Source organism: Streptomyces zhihengii, from assembly GCF_016919245.1.
Classification (GTDB): domain Bacteria; phylum Actinomycetota; class Actinomycetes; order Streptomycetales; family Streptomycetaceae; genus Streptomyces; species Streptomyces zhihengii.
This window is the reverse complement of record NZ_JAFEJA010000001.1, coordinates 5,882,333-5,904,106: the sequence shown is the minus strand read 5'-3', so window position 1 is coordinate 5,904,106 and position 21,774 is coordinate 5,882,333. Positions and strand designations below refer to the sequence as shown.

General features: G+C 75.1%; 16 protein-coding genes. 13 read left to right on the top strand and 3 right to left on the bottom strand.

Features of this window, described 5'->3' with window-relative positions; genetic code table 11:
• Positions 1–233 precede the first annotated feature (233 nt).
• Both JE024_RS25085 and JE024_RS25080 read left to right on the top strand, forming a co-directional pair.
• Positions 234–1,325 (top strand): LacI family DNA-binding transcriptional regulator, encoded by a 1,092-nt coding sequence (locus tag JE024_RS25085; protein WP_205375749.1) that lies wholly within the window; start codon positions 234–236, stop codon positions 1,323–1,325.
• 74 nt (positions 1,326–1,399) lie between these two features.
• On the top strand, positions 1,400–2,323 hold the full coding sequence (locus JE024_RS25080; protein ID WP_244883065.1) for a phosphatase PAP2 family protein: 924 nt from the start codon (positions 1,400–1,402) through the stop codon (positions 2,321–2,323).
• Positions 2,324–2,377: 54 nt separating this feature from the next.
• Here JE024_RS25080 and JE024_RS25075 read toward each other — a convergent pair whose 3' ends face one another.
• Positions 2,378–5,362, bottom strand: coding sequence for a bifunctional [glutamine synthetase] adenylyltransferase/[glutamine synthetase]-adenylyl-L-tyrosine phosphorylase (locus JE024_RS25075; RefSeq protein ID WP_205375748.1), 2,985 nt, complete (start codon positions 5,360–5,362; stop codon positions 2,378–2,380).
• A 343-nt stretch (positions 5,363–5,705) separates the two neighbouring features.
• Here JE024_RS25075 and JE024_RS25070 point away from each other — a divergent pair, with 343 nt between their 5' ends.
• From JE024_RS25070 to JE024_RS25045, 6 genes are all read left to right on the top strand, one after another.
• Complete coding sequence (locus JE024_RS25070; RefSeq protein ID WP_205375747.1) at positions 5,706–7,871, top strand: PIG-L family deacetylase; 2,166 nt, start codon at positions 5,706–5,708, stop codon at positions 7,869–7,871.
• Between the two features lie 170 nt (positions 7,872–8,041).
• Entirely contained in the window at positions 8,042–8,575 is a 534-nt protein-coding gene (locus JE024_RS25065; RefSeq protein ID WP_205375746.1) for a pyridoxamine 5'-phosphate oxidase family protein, read from the top strand.
• A 139-nt stretch (positions 8,576–8,714) separates the two neighbouring features.
• Positions 8,715–9,146 carry a VOC family protein gene (locus tag JE024_RS25060; protein ID WP_205375745.1) on the top strand — a complete coding sequence of 144 codons (432 nt, stop codon included), beginning with the start codon at positions 8,715–8,717 and terminating at the stop codon, positions 9,144–9,146.
• Between the two features lie 343 nt (positions 9,147–9,489).
• The gene (locus JE024_RS25055; protein WP_205375744.1) at positions 9,490–10,215 is read left to right on the top strand and encodes a class I SAM-dependent methyltransferase; all 726 of its coding nucleotides are present in this window, start codon (positions 9,490–9,492) and stop codon (positions 10,213–10,215) included.
• 156 nt (positions 10,216–10,371) lie between these two features.
• Positions 10,372–11,688: a serine/threonine-protein kinase gene (locus tag JE024_RS25050; protein ID WP_205375743.1), complete on the top strand. Its 1,317-nt coding sequence runs from the start codon at positions 10,372–10,374 to the stop codon at positions 11,686–11,688.
• A 163-nt stretch (positions 11,689–11,851) separates the two neighbouring features.
• Positions 11,852–12,925, top strand: a complete 1,074-nt coding sequence (locus JE024_RS25045; RefSeq protein ID WP_205375742.1) for a substrate-binding domain-containing protein — start codon at positions 11,852–11,854, stop codon at positions 12,923–12,925.
• Between the two features lie 278 nt (positions 12,926–13,203).
• Here JE024_RS25045 and JE024_RS25040 read toward each other — a convergent pair whose 3' ends face one another.
• Positions 13,204–15,186, bottom strand: coding sequence for a DUF2264 domain-containing protein (locus JE024_RS25040; RefSeq protein WP_205375741.1), 1,983 nt, complete (start codon positions 15,184–15,186; stop codon positions 13,204–13,206).
• Between the two features lie 357 nt (positions 15,187–15,543).
• On the opposite strand from JE024_RS25040, the gene JE024_RS25035 reads away from it, so the two are divergent.
• The 4 genes from JE024_RS25035 (at position 15,544) to JE024_RS25020 (ending at position 19,911) form a co-directional block, all read left to right on the top strand.
• On the top strand, positions 15,544–16,893 hold the full coding sequence (locus JE024_RS25035; protein ID WP_205375740.1) for an ABC transporter substrate-binding protein: 1,350 nt from the start codon (positions 15,544–15,546) through the stop codon (positions 16,891–16,893).
• The gene (locus JE024_RS25030) at positions 16,893–17,885 is read left to right on the top strand and encodes a carbohydrate ABC transporter permease (RefSeq protein WP_244883064.1); all 993 of its coding nucleotides are present in this window, start codon (positions 16,893–16,895) and stop codon (positions 17,883–17,885) included. The genes JE024_RS25035 and JE024_RS25030 overlap by 1 nt, the downstream gene beginning before the upstream one ends.
• A gap of 86 nt (positions 17,886–17,971) precedes the next feature.
• The gene (locus tag JE024_RS25025) at positions 17,972–18,796 is read left to right on the top strand and encodes a carbohydrate ABC transporter permease (RefSeq protein WP_205376716.1); all 825 of its coding nucleotides are present in this window, start codon (positions 17,972–17,974) and stop codon (positions 18,794–18,796) included.
• A gap of 134 nt (positions 18,797–18,930) precedes the next feature.
• Positions 18,931–19,911, top strand: coding sequence for a hydroxyacid dehydrogenase (locus tag JE024_RS25020; protein WP_205376715.1), 981 nt, complete (start codon positions 18,931–18,933; stop codon positions 19,909–19,911).
• Positions 19,912–20,010: 99 nt separating this feature from the next.
• Here the strand turns inward: JE024_RS25020 and JE024_RS25015 are convergent, their stop codons facing one another.
• Positions 20,011–20,202, bottom strand: coding sequence for an antitoxin (locus JE024_RS25015; protein ID WP_205375739.1), 192 nt, complete (start codon positions 20,200–20,202; stop codon positions 20,011–20,013).
• Positions 20,203–20,400: 198 nt separating this feature from the next.
• On the opposite strand from JE024_RS25015, the gene JE024_RS25010 reads away from it, so the two are divergent.
• Positions 20,401–21,774 carry an FAD-dependent oxidoreductase gene (locus JE024_RS25010; protein WP_205375738.1) on the top strand — a complete coding sequence of 458 codons (1,374 nt, stop codon included), beginning with the start codon at positions 20,401–20,403 and terminating at the stop codon, positions 21,772–21,774.

The following is a 21,774-nucleotide window of genomic DNA, read 5'->3' as shown; positions in this document are numbered from 1 at the left end:
GACCGCAGGCCCGCGGCCGTGTGCCGCCCCCGCGGCGTCGGTGCGAGGCGAGCGTATGCGGCGCCGGTGAACGGCGCCTGAGTGTGCGTACTCAGGACCGTCCCGTTGAACTACCCGGTGTCGACGCGCATTTCGCCCCGCGGTCGCACCGCCCGGGCCCGGCGGGGCGCGGGCGCGCCGGGCGTGCCGGGGCGGTGTGGGCAGCCGTGCGCGCCTGCGGGTACCCTCCGTTCGTGACCGCTCCCGCACGCCTGGCCGACATCGCCGCCCAGGCGGGGGTCAGCGAAGCGACGGTGAGCCGGGTTCTCAACGGGAAGCCCGGAGTCGCCGCGACCACCCGCCAGTCCGTTCTCGCCGCACTCGACGTGCTCGGCTACGAGCGCCCCGTCCGGCTGCGCCGCCGCAGCGCCGGGCTGGTCGGACTGATCACTCCCGAGCTGGAGAACCCGATCTTCCCCGCGCTCGCGCAGGTGATCGGCCAGGCGCTGACCCGCCAGGGGTACACCCCGGTGCTCGCCACCCAGACGCCCGGCGGCTCCACCGAGGACGAGCTGACCGAGATGCTGGTGGAACGGGGCGTCTCCGGCATCATCTTCGTCTCCGGGCTGCACGCCGACACCACGGCGGACACCCAGCGCTACGAGCGGCTGCGCGCCCAGGGGGTGCCGTTCGTCCTCGTCGACGGGTTCTCGCCGCACGTCCGGGCGCCGTTCATCTCGCCGGACGACCGCGGGGCGATGCGGCTGGCGGTCACGCATCTGGTGTCACTCGGTCACGTACGGCTCGGACTGGCCGTCGGGCCCCGCCGTTTCGTCCCGGTCCAGCGGAAGATCGAGGGGTTCGTCCAGGCGGTCGGCGATCAGCTCGGCTGCGATCCGCACACGGTCGAGCACGAGCTGATACAGCACTCGCTCTACACCCTGGAGGGCGGGCAGGCCGCCGCCGCCGCGCTGATGGACCGCGGGTGCACGGCCGTTGTCTGCGCCAGCGACATGATGGCGCTGGGCGCGATCCGGGCCGCCCGGCAGCGGGGGCTCGAAGTGCCGGACGACGTCTCCGTCGTGGGTTTCGACGACTCGCCGCTGATCGCCTTCACCGATCCGCCGCTGACCACCGTGCGCAAGCCGGTGCCCGCGATGGGGCAGGCCACGGTGCGCGCGCTGCTGGAGGAGATCGGCGACGCGCACTCGGGCGAGGGGGCGGACCGCCGGGCCCCCGTGCACGGGGAATTCGTGTTCATGCCGGAGCTGGTGGTGCGCGGTTCGACCGCCTCGGCCCCCCGGCAGGCCACCCTGCCGGACCCCCGGGTACCCCCTCGTCCGTAGGGTGGAGCGGGTGCGGCGATGACCCGACCGAGGGATGATCAGGGTGGGCCGTGTTTCTGGCAGACTCTCGTCCCATGGGTGAAGCGACCGTGAAGACTCTCGACAGCCGGACGGCGACCCCGTCACCCATCGTGGACGACGAGGCCGCGGTCCCCTCCTCGCGCACGGACGACGTCCGCCCGGCGTGGCGCTCCCGCACTCCGCGGACGCCCCGCCGGCCGCGGATCTGGTTCGAAGTCCTGCTGATCGCCGTCAGTTACTGGACGTACTCGCTGATCCGCAACGCCGTCCCCGAGCAGAAGCAGCAGGCGCTGAAGAACGCCGACTGGATCTGGGACGTCGAGAAGACCCTCGGCATAGCGGTCGAGCAGTCGGTCAATCATGCCGTGAACTCGGTGACATGGCTGATCGTGTCGATGAATTACTACTACGCGACGCTGCATTTCGTGGTGACCATCGGTGTGCTGGTCTGGCTCTACCGATGGCACCCGGGCCGCTACGCCGCGGCCCGTCTGGTGCTGTTCGCCACCACCGGTGTGGCACTGGTCGGTTACTACCTGTATCCGCTCGCGCCGCCCCGGCTGATGAACGGGCAGGACTTCATCGACACCGTGCTGGTGCACCAGACCTGGGGGTCGATGGCCTCCGGGAACCTGAAGAACATGTCCAACCAGTACGCGGCGATGCCGTCGATGCACATCGGCTGGTCGCTGTGGTGCGGTCTGATCATCTGCGCGCTGGCGACGGCCCCGTGGGCGAAGATCCTCGGCGCGCTGTACCCGACGCTCACGCTGGTCGTGATCGTGGCGACCGCGAACCACTTCTGGCTCGACGCCGTGGGCGGGATGATCTGCCTCGCGTTCGGCTTCGCCGTCTCCTACGCGTGGTACCGGGCGCTCCCCCAGGGCCTGCCGCAGCACGTCCCGGCCGACCTGAACACCCCGCGCACCCCGCTCTCGGCGCGCCTCGGGCGCCTGGGCCGCCGCTCACGGGCGTGACGCCCGCGGGCGCGCACCGGGCCCGCCGCCCGGTTGCGCGCCGCGCCCACCGGATCACCCGCCGTAGAACAGCTCCTCCACCACGCCCCGTGCCCGCCGGGTGACACGGCGGTAGTCGTCCAGCATGTCGCCCACGTGGCCCGGCCCGTAGCCCAGGTAGCGGCCGACCGCCGCCAGTTCGCGGCCGTCGGAGGGGAAGGTGTCGCCGGCCCGGCCGCGGACCAGCATCACGCCCGCGCGCACCCGGGTGGCCAGCACCCAGGCCTCGTCGAGGACGGCCGCGTCGTCCGCCGCGATCAGACCGGCATCGAGGGCCGCGGCCAGCGCCTCGCGGGTCCGGGTGGTGCGCAGTCCGGGCACCGACCAGGCGTGGCGCATCTGCAGGAGCTGCACCGTCCACTCGACGTCGCTGAGCCCGCCCCGGCCCAGCTTGGCGTGGAGGGTCGGGTCGGCGCCGCGCGGCAGCCGTTCGGACTCCATCCGGGCCTTGAGCCGGCGGATCTCGCGCTCCGCGTCCTCGCCGAGCCCCTGGTCGGGGTAGCGCAGCGGGTCGACCAGGGCGATGAAGCGGGCGGCCAGGTCCTGGTCGCCGGCCATCGGGCGGGCGCGCAGCAGCGCCTGGCTCTCCCAGACCAGGGACCAGCGGCGGTAGTACGCCTCGTAGGACGGCAGGGTGCGGACCAGCGGGCCGCTCTTGCCCTCCGGCCGCAGGTCGGCGTCGATGAGCAGCGGCGGGTCGGCGGTGGGGAGCTGGAGCAGCCGCCGCATCTCGGCGACCACGGTGTTCGCGGCGCGTGCCGCCTCCTGCTCGTCGACGCCCTCCCGCGCCTCGTGCACGAACAGCACGTCGGCGTCGGAGCCGTAGCCGAGCTCCCCGCCGCCGAAGCGGCCCATGCCGATGACGGCGAACCGGGTGGGCAGGGTGTCGCCCCACTGGGCGCGGACGGCGGCCCGCAGGGCCCCGGCGATCGTGGCGGCGGTCAGATCGGTGACGGCGGTGCCGGTGCGGTCGACGAGCGCGCCCGGGTCGGCCTCGGCGGGGCTGTCCTCGGTGCCGTACGAGCCGATGAGATCGGCCGCGGCGGTGCGGAACAGCTCGCGCCTGCGGACCCCGCGGGCCGCCGCGACGGCCGCCTCCGCGGTGTCGGCGCGGCCGACGGCGGCGAGCACCTCCTGCTCCAGGTGGTCGCGCCCGCGCGGGGTCAGCCCGCCGGGGTCGCCGAGGATGGCGACGGCCTCGGGGGCGCGCAGCAGCAGGTCGGGGGCGAGGCGTCCGGCGGAGAGCACCCGCGCCAGGTTCTCGGCCGCCGCGCCCTCGTCGCGCAGCAGCCGCAGGTACCAGGGCGTCTTGCCGAGGGCGTCGGAGACCTTGCGGAAGCCGAGGAGCCCGGCGTCGGGATCGGCGGAGTCGGCGAACCAGCCGAGCAGCACGGGCAGCAGGGTGCGCTGGATGGCGGCCTTGCGGCTGACCCCGGAGGACAGCGCCTCCAGGTGCCGCAGGGCGGCGGCCGGATCGGCGTAGCCGAGTGCCTCCAGCCGCTGGCCGGCCGCCTTGGTGCTGAGCCGGGCCTCGCCGGGGCCGAGCTGGGCGACGGCGTCGAGCAGCGGGCGGTAGAAGATCTTCTCGTGCAGCCGGCGCACGACCGAGGCGTGGCGCTTCCACTCCCGGTTGAGGCCGGTGACCGGGTCGGTGCGCAGGCCGAGCGAGCGGCCCAGCCGCCGCAGGTCGGCCTCCTGCTCGGGCACCAGATGGGTGCGGCGCAGCCGGTAGAGCTGGATGCGGTGCTCCATGGCGCGCAGGAAGCGGTAGGCGTCGTCGAGCTGGGCGGCGTCGGCGCGGCCGACGTAGCCGCCGGCGGCGAGGGCCTGGAGGGCGTCCAGGGTGGTGCCGCTGCGGAGCCCGGCGTCGCTGCGGCCGTGCACGAGCTGGAGGAGCTGCACGGCGAACTCGACGTCCCGCAGGCCGCCGGGCCCGAGCTTGAGCTCGCGCTCGATCTCGGTGACCGGGATGTTGTCGACGACCCTCCGGCGCATCTTCTGCACGTCGGCGACGAAGTTCTCGCGCTCGGCGGCCTGCCAGACGAGCGGGGACACGGCCTCGATGTACTCCTCGCCGAGCGGCAGGTCGCCGGCGACCGCCCGGGCCTTCAGCAGTGCCTGGAACTCCCAGGTCTTGGCCCAGCGCTGGTAGTAGGCCAGATGGCTGGAGAGGGTGCGGACCAGCGGGCCGTTGCGTCCCTCCGGCCGGAGGTTGGCGTCGACGGGCCAGATGGTGCCCTCGACGGTCGTCTCGGAGCAGATCCGCATCAGATGGGAGGCGAGCCGGGTGGCGGCCTGGAGCGCCTTGGCCTCGTCGGCGCCGCCCGCGGGCTCGCCGACGAAGATCACGTCGACGTCGGAGACGTAGTTCAGCTCGTGCCCGCCGCACTTGCCCATCGCGATCACGGCCAGCCGGCACAGGGCGGCGTCCTCGGGGGCCGCGGCACGGGCGACGGCGAGCGCGGCGCGCAGCGTGGCGGTGGCGAGGTCGGCGAGCTCGGCGGCCGCCTCGGCGACGTCGGTGGTGCCGCACACGTCGCGGGCGGCGATGGCGAGCAGGCAGCGGCGGTAGGAGACGCGCAGCGACACGGCGTCGTCCGCGTCGGCGAGACCGCGTTCGAACTCGGCCACTCCGGGGTGCAGATCGGCGGACTCGTAGGTGTAGAGCGCCTGCCAGTCCCGCGGGTGACGGGCCAGGTGGTCGCCGAGGGCCTCGGAGGCGCCGAGGACGCCGAGCAGCCGGTCGCGCAGCGGTTTGGCGGTGACCAGGGTGTCCAGGAAGCGGCGGCGTTCGCCGTCGTCGTGGGCCTCGGCGAGCCGGACGAGGGAGCGCAGCGCCAGATCGGGGTCGGCGGTGGCGCCCAGCGCGTCGAGCAGCACGGAGTCGTCGCGGACGGACGCCATCTCGGGGAGGTCGAGCAGCCGCTCGGCGGCCGACGGGTCGGTGAAGCCGTGCCGGAGGAGCCGGCTGAAGGTGCTGCTTCTGCGCCCCGGGGTCATCCCGTTCTCCTCTTCTGACCGGCCCGGCCCGCGCGGATCGGGTACCGGTCCGAGACTAAGCCGTGTGCCGTGGTCACCGGCGGGTGGGGAGTGCGGGTGGGGAGTGGCGTGCGCGGCGTGAGATATGCCATGTTCCTGGCACAAACGCCTCGATGAACCGCATGATCGGTGTTTCCGTCCTCCTGACCGGTCGGTGGCGAACAGAGCCGTTCGCCGCTTTCGGGCGCCTCCCGGCGCCGCGGTCCGGGTCCCGGCCGCGCCCCGTACGCCGGCCCCTCCCCCGGCCCGCATCCGGCCGGACGGTCCCGCACCTCTCCACCTGAACACCGAAAGCACCACCGTCATGCGCACGTCCGGGCCCCGCCTCCGCTCCGCCCTGCTGTCCCGTCGTGGCCCGACGGCAGCCCTCCTGATCGCCCCGGTCGCGGTGGCCGGCTGGTTCGCCGGCACGGCCGGCGGCGCCGCGCCCGCTCCCCGCCCGGCCGGGGACACCGCGGCCGCGCACAGCGCCCCGAGGCCCGCCGCGCGCCCGGCGGCGCCGCGGGAGACCCGCGGCGGCACGCCGGTGCGCGCCGCCCACGGCCCGGCGTCGGTGGTGCAGATCGTCGCCCACCCCGACGACGACCTGTTCTTCATGAACCCGGACACCCGGCAGTCCCTCGTCTCCGGCTCCCGGCTGACCTCCGTGTACCTCACCGCGGGCGAGTCGGACGGGGTGAACGCGGCCCGCACCGGCCCGTTCAGCACCGCCGCCGCCCCCGCCGCCGACAAGGCGGCCTACGCGGAGGCCCGGCAGAACGGCATACGCGCCGCCTACGCCGAGATGGCGACGGGCGACCGCACCAGCCCGTGGCGGCGCACCGCGATACCCACCGCCGGCGGCGGCACGGCCGAGCTGGACCGGCTCGCCGCCCGCCCCGGGATCGCCCTGGTGTGGGTGCAGCTCCGGGAGGCGGGGTCGGTCACCGGCGACCGGCCGGTCAGCCTGCACGGCCTGTGGGACGGCCGGGTCGCGGCCCTCCCCTCCCAGCTCGCCGCCGGCTCCCCGGTGCGGCACGGCTTCGCGTACCGCAAGGAGGACGTCGTCGCCACGGTGGCCGGGCTGCTGGAGCGGTTCCGTCCCACCCATGTGCGGATGCAGGACCCGACCCCGGGCCGGGTCGGCGGCGACGGCCCGTACACCGACCACCAGGACCACCTCTTCGGCGCCCGGTTCGCCCAGGCGGCCCTCGCCCGCTACGCGCGGACGCCGGACCGCCCCGTCTTCAGCGTGCAGAACTACCTCGGCTACTTCACCAGCGGGCTGCCGCGCACCCTCGACCCGGCGAGCGCCGCGGCGAAGCTGCGCACCATGCACACCTACGCCTGGATGGACGAGGAGAACTACTGCGCGTCCGCCTCGGGCTGCGGCGACCGGAAGGTGGCGGCGCGGCCCGGCGGCCACGGCTGGACGGACTCGGTCCGCTACACCCGCGGCGAGTCGACGTCCTGGGTGCAGCCGGGCCGCGACGGCGGGCTGTGGGCGTTCTCCGTGCTCGACACCCGGCTCGCGGTCTGGCACCGCGCGCCGGGCGCCGGCGGCGCGTGGAGCGGTCCCGGACTGCTGCCCGGCACGGGCCTCGACAGCGGCGTGACCCCGGTGCGGCTGCCGGACGGCCGCATCGCGGTCTTCGCGACCCGTACGACGCTGGGCGAGGGCCCCGGCGACTACCGCCGGGACGTGGTCACGGCCGTCCAGCGCACACCGGACGGGGCGTTCGGCCCGTGGCGGTCGCTCGGCACACCCGAACGGGACGACGCGAGCGGGCTCTCCGACATCAGCGCGCCCGCGGCGGCCGTCGACCGGGCCGGCCGGATCACCGTGTACCTGCGCACCAGCCGCTACACCCTGAGCTCCCGCGCCCAGCGCACCGACGGCGGCTGGGACGGCTGGCGCGACCGGGGCGGCCGGGATCTGCACGGCGACCCGGTGGCGGCCACGGACGCGACCGGCCGCCAGCACGTCTTCGCGGCCGGCCCCGGGACGGTCCGGTCCTGGACCCAGGCCGCGCCGGGCGCCCCGCTGACCGGACCCGCGGCGACCGGCCTGCCGCCGACGACGCTCGCGCTGAGCGCGGCCCCGGACGGGGACGGCGTACGCCTCTGGTTCCGCAAGCCCGCCTCCGGAGCGGTCCGCACGGCCCGCTTCGACGGCCCGGTGGCCTCGGCGGTGACGGAGCTCGGCGGCCCCGCGGGCTTCGGCCCCGTCAGCGCCTCCGGTCCCGGCAACACGCTGCTCGCCGCCCGCTCGGGCACCGGCGCGCCCGGCCTGTCGCTGCCGCCCGCGGGCGGGGGCGGGGGCGTCGGCACCGCGGGCCGCGCCACCGGCACGGCGCGCTGGCACACCGCCGGCCCCCTCTTCGTCGGCGCCCCCTCGGGCACCGGCACGGGCCTCGGCGCGGTGGGCCAGGACGGCCGCCTCCACTGGTCGGAGCCGGGGGGCTCGGGAGCCTGGACCCCGGTGGGCTGACCGCGGCCGGGGCGGGGCCGGCCGGGGCGGCACCGGTCGGCCCGGGGGCCGCCGGGCGGTCGGCGGCGATGAGTCCGGGATATCCGGGCGGCCGGCGGCGATGAGTCCGGGGCGCCGGGGCGGTCACCATCTCAGCGGCGCCGACGCCGCGCGAGACGAGAGGACCGCCCATGCCCCCGACGCCCCCGACATCCGCGGCCGAGCCGAGCGGCCGGCTGGACACGCGCTTCAGCGATCCGAAAGCGTCCGCGACACCCTGGTCCGACGCGCTCGCCGTGCTGGAGACCGCCGAGGTCTTCTGGCTGACGACCGTCCGCCCCGACGGCCGCCCCCATGTCACCCCGCTGATCGCCGTCTGGCAGGACGGCGCGCTGCACTTCTGCACCGGCCCGGCGGAGCGGAAGGCGAAGAACCTGCGCGACAACCCGGCGGTGGTGCTCACCACGGGCGGCAACGCGCTCGGCGAGGGCTGCGACCTGGTCGTCGAGGGCGAGGCCGAGCGCGTCACCGACGACCCGGCGCTGCGGGCGCTGGCGTCGGCCTACGTCAGGAAGTACGGGCCGGACTGGACGTTCGGCGTCGGTGACGGCGTGTTCACCGGCGACGGCGGCGAAGCCCTGGTATTCCGGGTGGCGCCACGGACGGCCTTCGGCTTCGCCAAGGGCGCTCCCTTCGGCCAGACCCGCTGGCGCTTCCCGCTCTGACCCGGAGCGGGGGCGGTCCGAGACCGCCACGAGGACGCACGGCCCCGGGCGCCACCGTCCGGCCCGAGCACCCGCCGCACGACCCGAGCACGATCCATCCGAGCACGACCCGAGCACGACCGACCGAGAGCAGGACGCTGTGGACATGACGCTCGAAGTGGTGACGATCCCGGTCTCCGACCTGGACCGCGCGAAGGCCTTCTACGCCGACGCCGTCGGCTTCAAGGCCGACCTCGACCAGGAGGTGGCCCCCGGCATGCGGATCGTGCAGCTCACCCCGCCGGGCTCACGCTGTTCCGTCGTCCTGATGAGCGGGATGCCGCGGAACCCGGGTCAGCCCGAGATGGCGCCCGGCTCCCTGCACGCGCTCCAGATGTGCGTCACGGACATCGCCGCGGCCCATGCCGAGCTCGCCTCGCGCGGGGTGCCGGTCTCGGCGGTCCAGCACGTCGGCGAGACCGGCTGGGAGGACGGCCCGGGGCAGGAGTGGAACTCGTTCATGTTCTTCCAGGACCCCGACGGCAACTCCTGGTGCGTCCAGGAGGCCCCCGCCCCCCTCTCGGAGCGCTGACACCCACCGGGGCTGCCCGGCCGGTGCCGGGCGGGGTGGGGCTGGGGGCGCCGCCCCGCCGACGGCGCCCCCGAACCCGGCGGCGGGACGGCCGGCGGCCGGGGAAGCCCGCGGGCAGAGCCGCGCCGGAACTCGTCGGGAAACCCGCTCCGGCTCCGCCGGGAACGGCCCCGTGCGGGTGTTCCACGGCCGCGTGGGCGGGCCTGCCCGCCGGGCGGGGGGCCGGTGTTCCACCGGGCTGCCGGCGGCCCGCGCGCGGGCACCCACGCCTTCGCCGCACACCATCTGACCTGGGCTTTCTTCGCCTCGGGCCATAAACTTCCCCACGAGGGAAGGGGATTCGATGGACCGCAGCATCCGCACCGTCGAGGACGTGCTCGCACTCCTCGACGGCCTGTTCGCGCCCGACGCCGACCGCTGGAGCGAGGGCGGTGCCGACTGGTGGGACGGCTTCTACGCCGACCGCGACAGGCCCGTGCCGTTCTTCGTCGCCAAGCCGGACGAGAACCTGGTCTCGTATCTGGAGCGGGGGCTCGTCGCGCCCGGCGGCCGTGCGCTCGACCTCGGCTGCGGGCCGGGGCGCAACGCGATCCGCCTCGCCGAGGCGGGGTTCGAGGTGGACGCCGTCGACCTCTCCCCCACGGCGATCGCCTGGGCCGAGGAGCGGGCCCGGGAGGCCGGCGCGGACATCCGCTTCCACCGCGCCGACGTCTTCGAGGCCGCCCTCGACGGCCCGTACGACCTGATCCACGACTCGGGCTGCTTCCACCATCTGCCGCCGCACCGGCGGATCAGCCATCTCGCGCTGCTCGACCGGGTCCTCGCGCCCGGCGGCCACTTCTCGCTGACGTGCTTCGCGTCCGGCGCCATGGGATCCGAGCTGCCCGACCGGGAGTTCTACCGCGAGGGCCGCCTCCGGGGCGGCCTCGCCTACACCCCCGACGCGCTGCGCCGGATCTTCTCCGGCCTCCACGAGGTCGAGCTGCGGCGGATGCGCGACGAGCCGGAGGGGTCCCGGCACTTCGGTGAACCGTTCCTCTGGACGGGGCTGTTCCGCCGGGCCGCCTGAACGGCGCGGACCCCCGCCGTCACGCCGGCGCGGGGCCGCCGGGCGCGGTGCGGCACCGGTTCTCCCGCCCGCTGCGGCGGCCCCCTCCCGGTGACGCCCGGGAGGGGGCTGCCGGTGCGTCATACTGTGCGCCGGGAACGAGGGGGCAGACGGCGGATGGTGCAGGGTGTGGACGGCTCGGGCCTGCCGGAGCGTATCGGCGGGTACGCCGTGGAGCGGGAGTTGGGCGCCGGCGGCATGGGCACCGTCTATCTGGCGCGCTCGCGCGGCGGGCGTGCCGTGGCCGTGAAGGTGGCCCGCCCCGAACTCGCCTCCGACCCCCACTTCCGTGAGCGGTTCCGCGCCGAGGTCGCCGCCGCGCGCAGCGTGGGCGGCTTCCACACGGCCCCGGTGGTGGACGCGGACCCGGACGCGGCGGCCCCCTGGCTGGCCACGGCGTACATCCCCGGGCCGACGCTCTCCGCCCTGATCGCGGACGGGGGCCCGATGGACGAGGCCCGGCTGCGGCGGCTGGGCGCCGCCCTCGCCGAGGCGCTGGCCGCCATCCACGCCTGCGGGCTGGTGCACCGGGACCTGAAGCCCGGCAACATCATCATGGCCGAGGACGGCCCCCGGGTCCTGGACTTCGGGATCGCGCGGGCGCTGGAGTCGACCCGGCTGACGGCCACCGGGACGGCCTTCGGGACCCCGGGGTTCCTGGCGCCCGAGCAGGCGCAGGGGCAGGAGGTCGGCGGCGCCGCCGACGTGTTCGCGCTGGGCGCCGTGCTGGTGGCGGCGGCGGGCGGCAGCGCCTTCGGAGCGGGCACGCCGATGGGGCTGATGTACCGGTCGGTGCACGAGCCGCCGGACCTCGGGGCGGTGCCGGAGGGGCTGCGGCCGGCCGTGGCGGCGTGCCTGGCGAAGGAGCCCGGCGGGCGGCCCACGCCGGAGAGCCTGCTGGACCTGTTCCTGCCCGATCCGGCCGCCCACCCGCCCACGGTGGCGCTCCCGCCGCCGCCCTCCTACGCGCCGTACGGGGCCTCGCCGTTCGGGCCTCCGCCGCACGGCGCCACCCCGTTCGGAACCCCGCCGCACGGTGCGGCCCCGTTCGCCGGGACGCCGTCCGCCGCCGCCCCTTACGGTGCGGCGCCGCCCACCGCCGGACCGTACGGCGCGGCGCCGCCGTACCACCAGGCGCCCACCGCCCCCTTCCCCCCGGACGGCGCCGAGCCCGTGTTCATGGCCGTCGACCCCAGGGCCTCGGTCCTGATCGACGCCTCGGGCGTCGCGCTGAGCACGGACGAGCACCATCTCCACTTCTCCTGGCCCGAGATCGGCACCGTCCAGTACGCGCCCGAGGGGCCCAAGCACCTCCGCGTCGTCGTCCGCCTCCGTGACGGCGCCGTCCACCACTGCCTGCTGACGGCGCGCCGCCGGTCCCGCCTCCAGGAGTGGCTGGAGGACCTGCCGCTGATCCTGGAGTGCTACCTCTGAAGGCCGCTGACGCGCCGGCCGGCCGCGGGCCCGCTGTTCAGGTTTGATCAGATGACCAGCCCGTGATCAGATACGGTCTCAGGCAGAGTCGGCCGCCCCTCGGCGGCGCTCCACCCGAGCGGGCGGTGCCCGATCCGGAGCCCAACATCCCAGAGGAGAAGCCATGGCCGCTTCGGCACAGGAACGGCGCACCCGCATCCTCGGTCTGGTGCGCGAGGCCGGGTCGATCCGGGTCGTGGAGCTGGCCGAGCGCCTCGGCATCCCCGCGGTGACCGTCCGGCGGGACGTCGCCGCGCTCGCCGACGACGGCAGGCTGGAGCGGACCCACGGCTCGGTCGCGCTGCCCAGCGGGGCCGCCGGCGGACGGGGCGGCGGGCAGGGCCGGGTGATCGGCATGCTGGTGCCGACCGTCGGCCAGTACTTCGACGAGGTCGTCGCCGGGGCCAGCGCCGCGGCGACGGCGGCGGGCGCGCGGGTGATCCTCGGCATCGCCCCGTACGGGGCCGACAGCGACCGCGCCCAGGTCGAGCGGCTGCTGGAGTCGGACGTCGACGGGCTGCTGCTCACCCCCAACTGGACGCCCGGCGAGGGGCTGGTGGGCAGCGACTGGCTCGGCGAGCTGCCGGTGCCCGCCGTCCTCGCCGAGCGCCGGGCCGCCCCTGCCAGCCCGGCGGCCCGGCTCGACGCGGTCTGCTCGAACCACCGCCACGGGGTGCTGCTCGCGCTGCGCCACTTCGCCGGGCTCGGCCACACCTCGGTGCTGCTGGCCGCCCGCGCCGACACCCGTACCGCCCACGAGGTCCGCGCGGGGTACGCGGCGGCGGTGGGGCAACTGGGCCTGGCGGAACTGCCGGTGATCGACGTGCCCTCGCCCGCCGGCCCGCGTTCGCCCGGGGACGACGGCGACCTGGCCGCCCGGATCGCCGAGGCCGCCCGCTCGGGCGTGCGGGCGGTGCTGGTGCACAACGACCAGGACGCCATCCAGCTCCCGCCGCTGCTGCGCGCCCACGGCCTCACGGTGCCCGAGGACATGGCCCTGATCTCGTACGACGACGTGTACGCCTCCCTCTCCGAGCCGCCCCTGACCGCGGTGGCCCCGCCGAAGCGCGCGGTCGGCTCGGAGGCGCTGGGCCTGCTGCTCCGGCGTCTCTCGGAGGGCGACGACCTGCCGGTCCACCAGACCGAGCTGCTCCCGACCCTCAAGATCCGCAAGTCCTGCGGCGCGCCGGTGAGCTGACGGACACCGTCGGCGGACCCGCACGATGCGGACCGCGGGTCGGCCCCGCGGGGACGGCCGGCCACCTTCCAGCCCTCACGGGGGGGGGCACCTCCCACGGCCGCCAGGCCGGAGGAGGAGATCGCGGCGCGGGGCGCGGGGCAGTGTCCGCGGCGCCGAGCGCCCGGGCGGCCCCGCCGAACCGGGCTGCGCACACAGGGCCGGTACGCCCCCGGCACGGCCTACGGCCGTGCCCTCACACGCCGGACGGGCTGAGGAGGTCCGGCCCCGCGCGGCCCTCAGCCCCGGGGCCCCGACGTCACCCGCACCCGCCACGGGTGCAGTTCCGCGTGGTGGGCGGATCCGTCCGGCCAGGTCACCGTGAGGGACCAGCCGTCGTCCGGGAGACGGGTGACGGCGGTCCGCGGGCGGTCGTCGCCGCCGTCGGCCCCGGGCCCGTCGAGGCGGAACGCGGCGGCGAACAGGGAGCCGGCGCCTTCGGTGACGACGCCGCGCAGCACCGGAGCGGCAGCCGACGGGCCGAAGGCCGTGGGCGCGCCGGACCGGTGGACCCGTGCCTCGGTCAGCCCCCACAGGCACCGCGCCTCGGAGCGGAGTCCGGCACCGGTGACGGCGACGCCGCCGGGCCGGTCGCCGGTGTGCACGCGGGTGTCCACGCTCTCGCCGGTCACCGCCCAGCCGCCGTGCACGACGGCGGTCCCGGGCGCCGCGCCCGCCACGACGTGGCAGCGGAGTTCGTCGGCCCCGTGGGCGAGGGTCAGCGCGGTGACGGTGACGCCGGGGATCTCCCGGCCGCCGCTCCGGGGCCGGTGGGCCGACGCGGCCCAGCCCGGGCCCGTGCCGAGGGGCTCGATCCGGCCGCGTCCGCTGACACCGCCGCCCGCCCCCGGCCCCTGCGCCCCCGTCTCCTCGGTCTCCGTCTCCCCCGTCTCCAGGCCGAAGTGGTTGTCCGGCAGATCTGTGGTCGGACCGGTCACGGTGGAGTGGGCGAGGGCCGCGTAGAGCGGCTCGTCGGGGGTGACCTGGTCGCGGGGCTGGTCGTCGCTGCCGTGGTTGTGGAGGCGTACGACACCGTCCGCCGCGGTGGTCTGGGCCAGCCAGCCGGGCCCGGGCAACGCCCTTACACGGTCGGCCCGTTCGGCGGGCGCCGGCTCCTCGGTCGCCGTCCAGGCGGGGTGGTCGGGCGGCAGCAGGAGCCCGAGGAAGCCGCAGGCGGACCAGTAGGGCGAGGCGGGGCCCGAGTAGGGCTGCACCAGCGGGGCCCAGGGGCCGTGCCAGCCGAGGGTGAGCAGTCCCCGTTCGTCGAGGGCCCCCCGGTCGAGGAAGTAGCGCAGTGCGCCGGAGGCGATCCGGCGGGTGGTGCCGGGTGTCAGGGGGGCCCGGCCGGTGAGGGCGCCGGCCCAGACGGCGGCCGCCGCGCCGAACCGGTAGCTCAGCGAGCGGCCCTGGTGGACCGGGGCGCCGTCGCCGCCGAACAGCGAGGCGTAGCCGTCGAGATGGGCGGCGAGCCGGTCGCCGTACGCGGCGGTGAGCGCCGTGTCGCCCGTGAGGTGGGCGTGGAGGACCGGCAGCAGGTGGAGGGCCCAGCCGTTGTAGTGGTCGAAGGCGCGGGGGCGTCCGTCGGTGTACCAGCCGTCGCCGAGGTACCACTGCTCGATCGCGGCGAGCCCCCGGTCGACGGCCGCTTCCGCGGCCTCGGTCTCGATGCCCGCTTCGGCGAGGAAGCCGCCGACGGTCAGGGGGAACAGCCACCAGTTGTTGTCGTGCGGCAGGTGGTGGAGGGCTCCCGCGAGCCAGCGCCCGGCCCGTTCGCGGACGCCGTCGTCGAGCCGGTCCCACAGCCAGGGCCGGGTGAGGCGCAGGCTCAGGGCGACGGAGGAGGCCTCGACCATGGCCTGGCTCCGGTCGGTGATCACGCCCCAGGAGGTGGTGTCGCCGTCCGCGAGGTCGCGTTCGGCGGTGGGGGTGCGGGTGCCCGCGTCCAGGCCCTCGGCGTAGCGCTCCAGCAGGTTGTGCGGGTCCTCGCCGCCGGCGCCGGCCACCCTCAGGGCGGCGAGCTGGAAGGTTCTGGCGTAGCCCTCCAGGCCGTCGGAGCGCCGGCCGGAGACGCTGGGGCGCGGGCCCGGGAGGTCGATCAGCGCGTGGCGGGGGCCGGCGTAGGGCCGCACGGCGGCGAGCATGCCGTCGGCGGCCGCCTCCCAGTGGGCCCTGGTCCAGCCGGTGCGGGGGCTGAGGGCGCGGTCCTCGGGCGGGAGCTGCATGGCGGGATCCTTCGTCGGCGGCTGCCTCGGGCGGCGGAGGGACGGCCGGCGGCGGGTCCGTCCCGGGGTTCCCGCCCGGGGTGAGCGGATGGCACCCCGTATCACCACCCTGATCAAGTAATCACTTCGATCGCACGGTACCAGCCCCTGCCGACGGACGGGAAGAGGCAGGTTTCCGCATGTCCACGCCGTGTTTTCACCCCCGCAACCCAGCGACCCCAGATCGATCGAATCAGATCATTCGATCGAAAAGTCTTGACGGCGATCGAAGTGCACCCCAGGATGGCCGTCAATTCAGCGTGACCTCGCGGCGCCGGGCGGACTCCGGTGCCCGTGACCTCTCCAAGGAGCCGCGCCATGCCTTCCTCCTCCCTCCCCCGCCGGCCGGCCCGCCGCAGAGCCTTCGGTTCGGGCCTGCTCGCGGCGGCGACCGCGCTGTGTCTCGCCACGCTCTCCGCGTGCGGATCCGGCGAGGGCGCCGACGCGTCCGCGAAGGACGGCCCCGTCACCCTCACCTTCTGGGGCTGGACCAAGGGGACCCAGGAGGTCGTGGACGCCTTCAACGCCTCCCAGCAGGACATCCGCGTCACCTTCCAGGAGATCCCGTCCGGCAACGCGGGCGGCTACGCCAAGATCTCCAACGCCGTGAAGGCGGGCAACGCCCCCGACGTCTTCAACGTCGAGTATCCGCAGCTCCCCGACTTCGTCAGCCGGGGCGCCGTCCAGGACATCGGCGAGCACGTCTCCGACGACCTCAAGGCGCAGTACCTGCCGCAGGCCATGCAGATGACGACCCTCGGCGGATCCACCTGGGCCCTCCCGCTGGACGCCGCGCCGCAGGCGTTCTTCTACCGCAAGGACGTCTTCGAGAAGGCCGGGATCACCACCCCGCCGAAGACCTGGGACGCGTTCCGCGCGGACGCCGAGAAGATCAGGAAGGCCGACCCGGCGGCCCGTATCGCCACCTTCTTCCCCGACGACCCCAACACCTTCGAGGCCATGGCCTGGCAGGCCGGCGCCCAGTGGTTCAAGGCCGGGGACGACTCCTGGAAGGTCGCCTTCCAGGACGCGGGCACCAAGAAGGCCGCGGAGTTCTGGCAGGGCATGATCGACGACGACCTCGTCCAGGTCGCGCCCTCCTTCTCGCAGCAGTGGACCGCCTCCCTCCAGAAGGGGCAGACCGTCGGCTACCTGGGCGCGAGCTGGGGCGCCGGCGTGCTCGGCGGCACCCTCCCCGACCAGAGCGGCGCGTGGGCGGCCGCCCCGATGCCCACCTTCGACGGCACCCCCGGCAGCGGGATGCTCGGCGGCACCACGTTCGCCGTGTCCAAGGACAGCGACAAGGCCGAGGCCGCCGTGGCGTTCGCCCGCTGGGCGACCACCACCGAGGAGGGCATGAAGGCCCGCATCGAGAGCGGCACCTCGTCCGCCTACCCGGCAGCGCCCGCCCTGCTCCCGGTGGCCGAGGGCGCCTTCAAGAGCACCCTCTTCGGCGACCAGGACCTCTACGGCCTCTTCGCGGACGCCGCCGGGTCGATCCGCGCCGACTGGACGTGGGGCCCGGTGATGGGCACCACCAACAACTCCCTCAAGGACTCCTTCGCCAAGGTCCACAGCGGCGGCGACGACATCATGATCGCCGTCCGGAAGGCCGAGGCGGCCACCGTGAAGGAGCTGGAGAACCGCGGGCTCAAGGTGACCCGCTGATGGCCGTGCCCCTGAGCACCGGCTCCCCGGCCGGCCGCCCCGCCCCCCGGCGGCGGTGGCGGCCGGGGGCCCCGGCCGTGCTGCTGCTCCCGTTCTTCGTCCTGTTCACCGTCTGCACCCTCGTCCCCATCGGCAACGCCGTCCACCTCAGCCTCTACAGCGAGAAGCGTTCGGGCCTCGGCTTCGGCGGCGTGGAGCGCGTCTTCAGCGGGCTCGGCAACTACACGGCCGCGCTGGGCGACCCGGCGTTCCGCGACGGCTTCCTCAACCTCGCGCTGTACTGCCTGCTCTACATCCCCCTGATGACGGGCCTGTCGCTGCTGCTCGCCCTGCTGCTCGACTCGACCCTCGCCCGCGCCAAGCGCTTCTTCCAGCTCGCGCTGTTCCTGCCGCACGCGGTGCCCGGCATCATCGCCGCCCTGATCTGGATGTACCTCTACACCCCCGGCGTCAGCCCGGTGATCGGGGCACTGGACGCGGCCGGCGTCCAGGCCGACATACTCGGCACGCCGGTGCCCGCGGTGGTCAACATCGCGCTCTGGGAGTGGACGGGCTACAACCTGATCATCTTCTTCGCCGCGCTCCAGGCGATCCCCCGCGAGGTGCTGGAGGCGTCCGTCGTCGACGGCGCCGGGCCGCTGCGCACCGCCCTGAGCATCAAGGTGCCGCTCATCCGGCCGTCGCTGGCCATGGTGGGCCTCTTCACTGTGATCGGCTCGCTTCAGCTCTTCACCGAACCGATGATCCTGCACGGCGCGGCCCCCGGCGTCGTCACCACCTGGACGCCCAACATGTACGCCTACACCGCCGCGTTCGAGCGCAACGACTACGGCCTCGCCGCGGCCTCCTCCGTGCTGCTGGCGCTGGCCGCCGCCGCCCTCTCGTTCCTGGTCACCCGGTTCTCCGGCGGCCGTTCCGGATCCGGGGAGGGATCCGCGAAGGCAACCGCGAAGGCATCCGCGAGGCGATCCGGAAAGGGAGGACACGCATGAGCACCGCAGCCCCCGCGCGGCCCCGCAGGCCGCAGCGCCAGGCCCCGCCGCCCCCGCTGGACACCGCCCGGCGCCACCACCGGTCGATGTCGAAGGCCGCCGTCAACGGCGTCCTGCTGCTGGCCACGCTCTACATGGTGCTGCCGCTGGTGTGGCTGGTGACCGCGGCCGCCAAGAACACCGGTGACCTGCTCGGCGGCCGGACCCTCACCCCCGACCGCTGGCACCTGGGGCAGAACCTCGCCGACCTGGCCGCCACCGGGGACGGGATCTACTTCCGCTGGTACCTCAACTCGCTGCTGTACGCGGGAGTCGGCGCCGTGCTCTGCGCCTTCATCTGCGTCGCCGCCGGCTACGCCTTCCACGTGTACCGCTTCCCCGGCAAGGAGAAGCTGTTCGGCCTGGTCCTGCTGGGCGTCCTCGTGCCGACCACGGCGCTGGCCCTGCCCATGTACCTGCTCGCCTCGAAGGCCGGGGTCGTCAACACCTTCTGGGCCGTCTTCGTGCCCTCGCTGGTCAATCCGTTCGGGGTCTACCTCGCCCGGGTCTTCTGCCGCGGATACATTCCCGGGGAGGTGCTGGAGGCCGCGCGGATGGACGGCGCCGGGGAACTGCGCACCTTCTGGTCGATCGGGCTGCGGATGGTGATGCCGGGCTTCGTCACCATCTGCCTGTTCCAGTTCACCGCCATCTGGAACAACTTCTTCCTGCCGCTGGTGATGCTCTCCGACACCGAGCTCTTCCCGGTGAGCCTCGGCCTGTACGCGTGGAACACCCAGACCCGCGCCTTCCCCGAGTACTACCCCATGGTCGTGACCGGCTCGCTGCTCGCCGTCGTGCCGCTGGTCGTCGCCTTCGTCGGACTCCAGCGCTTCTGGAAGGCGGGCATGACCGCCGGGGCGGTCAAGTGACCTCCGCCGCCCGCGCCCCCCAGCCGACCGCCGCGCACAACCCCCTCCGGGAGCAGCCCGTGCCCACCCTCCCCTCCGCCCCCGGCGCCCTCCGGCCGCCGACGACGGGCCGCCGCCCCCGTGCGCTGCTCGCCATGCACTCCGATCTCGCGGCCAGGCTGATCGACGGGCCGACGATGCGCCGGCTGACCGGCCTCGCCGATCTCGACCCGTCGCTGGTGGCCGACGACTTCGGCGCCCCTGCGGCGGCGGCCGCCCTGCGCGAGGCCGAGGTCCTGATCAGCTGCTGGGGCTGCCCGCCGCTGACCGGCGAGGTGCTGGACCGGGCGCCCCGGCTGCGCACCGTGATCCACGCCGCCGGATCCGTCAAGCACCACATCACGGACGCCTGCTGGCGCCGGGGCATCACCGTCACCTCCGCGGCCTGGGCCAACGCCCTGCCCGTGGCCGAGTACACCGTCGCCTTCGTGCTCCTCGCGGGCAAGGACCTGCTGCGGATCCGCGACGACTACCGGGACCGCCGGGCCGTCCACGACTGGCAGGCCGCCTACGCCACGGCGGGCAACTACCGCAGGACCGTGGGCGTGGTGGGCGCCTCCCGGATCGGCCGCCGGGTGCTGGAACTGCTGCGGCCGCACGACCTGGAGCTGCTGGTGCACGACCCGTACCTGCTCCCGGGAGAGGCCGAGCGGCTCGGCGCGAGGGCCGTGGAGCTGGACGAACTGTGCTCCCGCAGCGACGTGGTGAGCGTGCACGCGCCCGAACTGCCCGCCACCCGCCATCTGCTGAGCCGCGACCGGCTGGCGCTGCTGCGGACCGGGGCGACGCTGATCAACACGTCCCGGGGGTCGCTGGTGGACCAGGACGCGCTCACCGAGGAGCTGGTGTCGGGGCGCCTCGACGCGGTCCTGGACGTGACCGTGCCCGAGGTGCTGCCGCCCGGCTCGCCCCTCTACGGGCTGCCCAACGTGCTGCTCACCCCGCACATCGCCGGCTCGCTGGGCAACGAGCTCCACCGGATGGCGGCCGCGGCCGCCGACGAACTGGAGCGGTACGTGACCGGCCGCCCCTTCGCCCACCCCGTCTCGGCCGAGGAGTGGGAGCGCTCCGCCTGACCGCACCGCGGGCCGGGACGCGCCCGGTGCCGTACGGGCCCGGGCATGCGGCGGCCCGGGCCGGGGAGTGCGCCCCGGCCCGGGCCGCGTGCGTGGGTGTCACTGCGAGGGCGGCTTGTCCTGCTCCCCGCCGCCGAACTGCTGCTTCATGCGGTCCTGGGCGGAGTCGACCTGGCCCGAGTACTTGCCCTGGGTCTTCTCGTCGACCATGTCTCCGGCCTTGTCGACGCCCTTGCCGGCCTGATCCTCGTGGCCCTTGAGCATGTTCTTGAGCTTGTCCATCATGGACATGAGGTTTTCCTCCTCGACGCAGAGTCCCCCGTCACCTCTCCAGGGTCGGCGCACACCACGGGAAGCGCATCCGCAGGAGCGTTCATCGAGGACAGGACCTGTCCTCGATGCACGGGCTCCCGTCCGCGCACCCTGCACCGGCCCGCGGGCCCCGCCCCGGTAGGCTCGCCCCGCAACACGACGCGAAGGGGAGCTCGGGTGGCGCGGGTTGCGGTGATCGGCGGGGGAATCAGCGGGCTCGGCACGGCCCTGATGCTCGGTCGGCGGGGCCACCCCGTCACCCTGTTCGAACAGGAGCCGCGGCAGGCCGGCGAGGACCTTCACCGGGACTTCTTCCACTGGCCCAGGCCCCGCACCCCGCAGGCCGTCCACCCCCACTCGCTGCTCGCCCCGGTGCGCCGGGTGCTGCTCGCCGAGGCCCCCGACGTCCACGCGGACCTGCTGGCCCGCGGAGCCCGGGAGTGGCACGAGTTCGACTGGTTCGACGAGCATCCGCCGCGCCGGTCCGGCGACGAGGAACTGGTGACCCTGCGCGCACGCCGCATCGTGCTGGAGGCCGCGCTCACGGCGGCGGTCCGCCGGGAGGCATCCGTCGAGGTGCGCACGGGCAGCCGGGTGGAGGCCCTCGCCCTGCGGATGGACGCCCCGGCCCGGGTCACCGGCGTCGTGACGGGCGGCCGCACCCACCGGGCGGACCTCGTCGTCGACGCCTCCGGCCGCCGCTCCCCGGTCCCCGCCTGGCTGCGGGCGGCCGGCTGCCGGCCGCCCGTCGTCGACAGCCACCGCACCGGGATCGCCTACGTCTGCCGCTGGTACCGCCTCCGCCCGGACGGCCCCCGTGACCCCGGGCGCGTGAAGACCGGCTCGGCGTCACCGTTCGCGTTCGCCGGTGTCTTCCCGTCCGACGGCGACACCTTCGCGGTGAGCGTGGTGCTCTCCACGGACGACCCCACCCGCGGCGCGCTCCGCGACCCTGCGGTCTTCGAGGCCGTCGCCCGCCGCTTCCCCGCCACCGCCGCCTGGCTCGGCCTGGACCCCGAACCGCAGTCGCCGGTCCTGTTCATGGCGGGCCTGGACAACCGCTGGACCGCCCTCGCCGACGCGGCGGGTCCGGTCGTCACCGGTCTGGTCGCGGCCGGTGACAGCCTCATCCACACCAACCCGACCTTCGGCCACGGCACGGCCCTCGGCCTGATCGCCGCCCAGCACCTCGCCGCCCACGCCGACGGCATCGCCGCGGACCCGGCGGACTACCACGCCTGGACGCGCCGGACCCTCCGCCCGTGGTTCGACGAACAGGTGACGGCCGACACCACGAACGGGCGACGCCTCGCCGAGGGCTCCCCGCCCACGGACCGCCGGGCCGCCGCCCGCACCGCCTGCGCCTTCGACGACCCCGTCGTCATGCGCGCCCGCGCCCAGGTCCGGCACCTCGTCCTGCCGGCCGACGCGGCCTACGGCACCGAGGAGATCGACCGCCACGTCACCGCCTGGCTCACCGCCCGGCCGGACTTCGTCCCAACGTACGACGGCCCGACCCGCGCGGAGTGGGACGCCCTCGTGCCCGCCTGA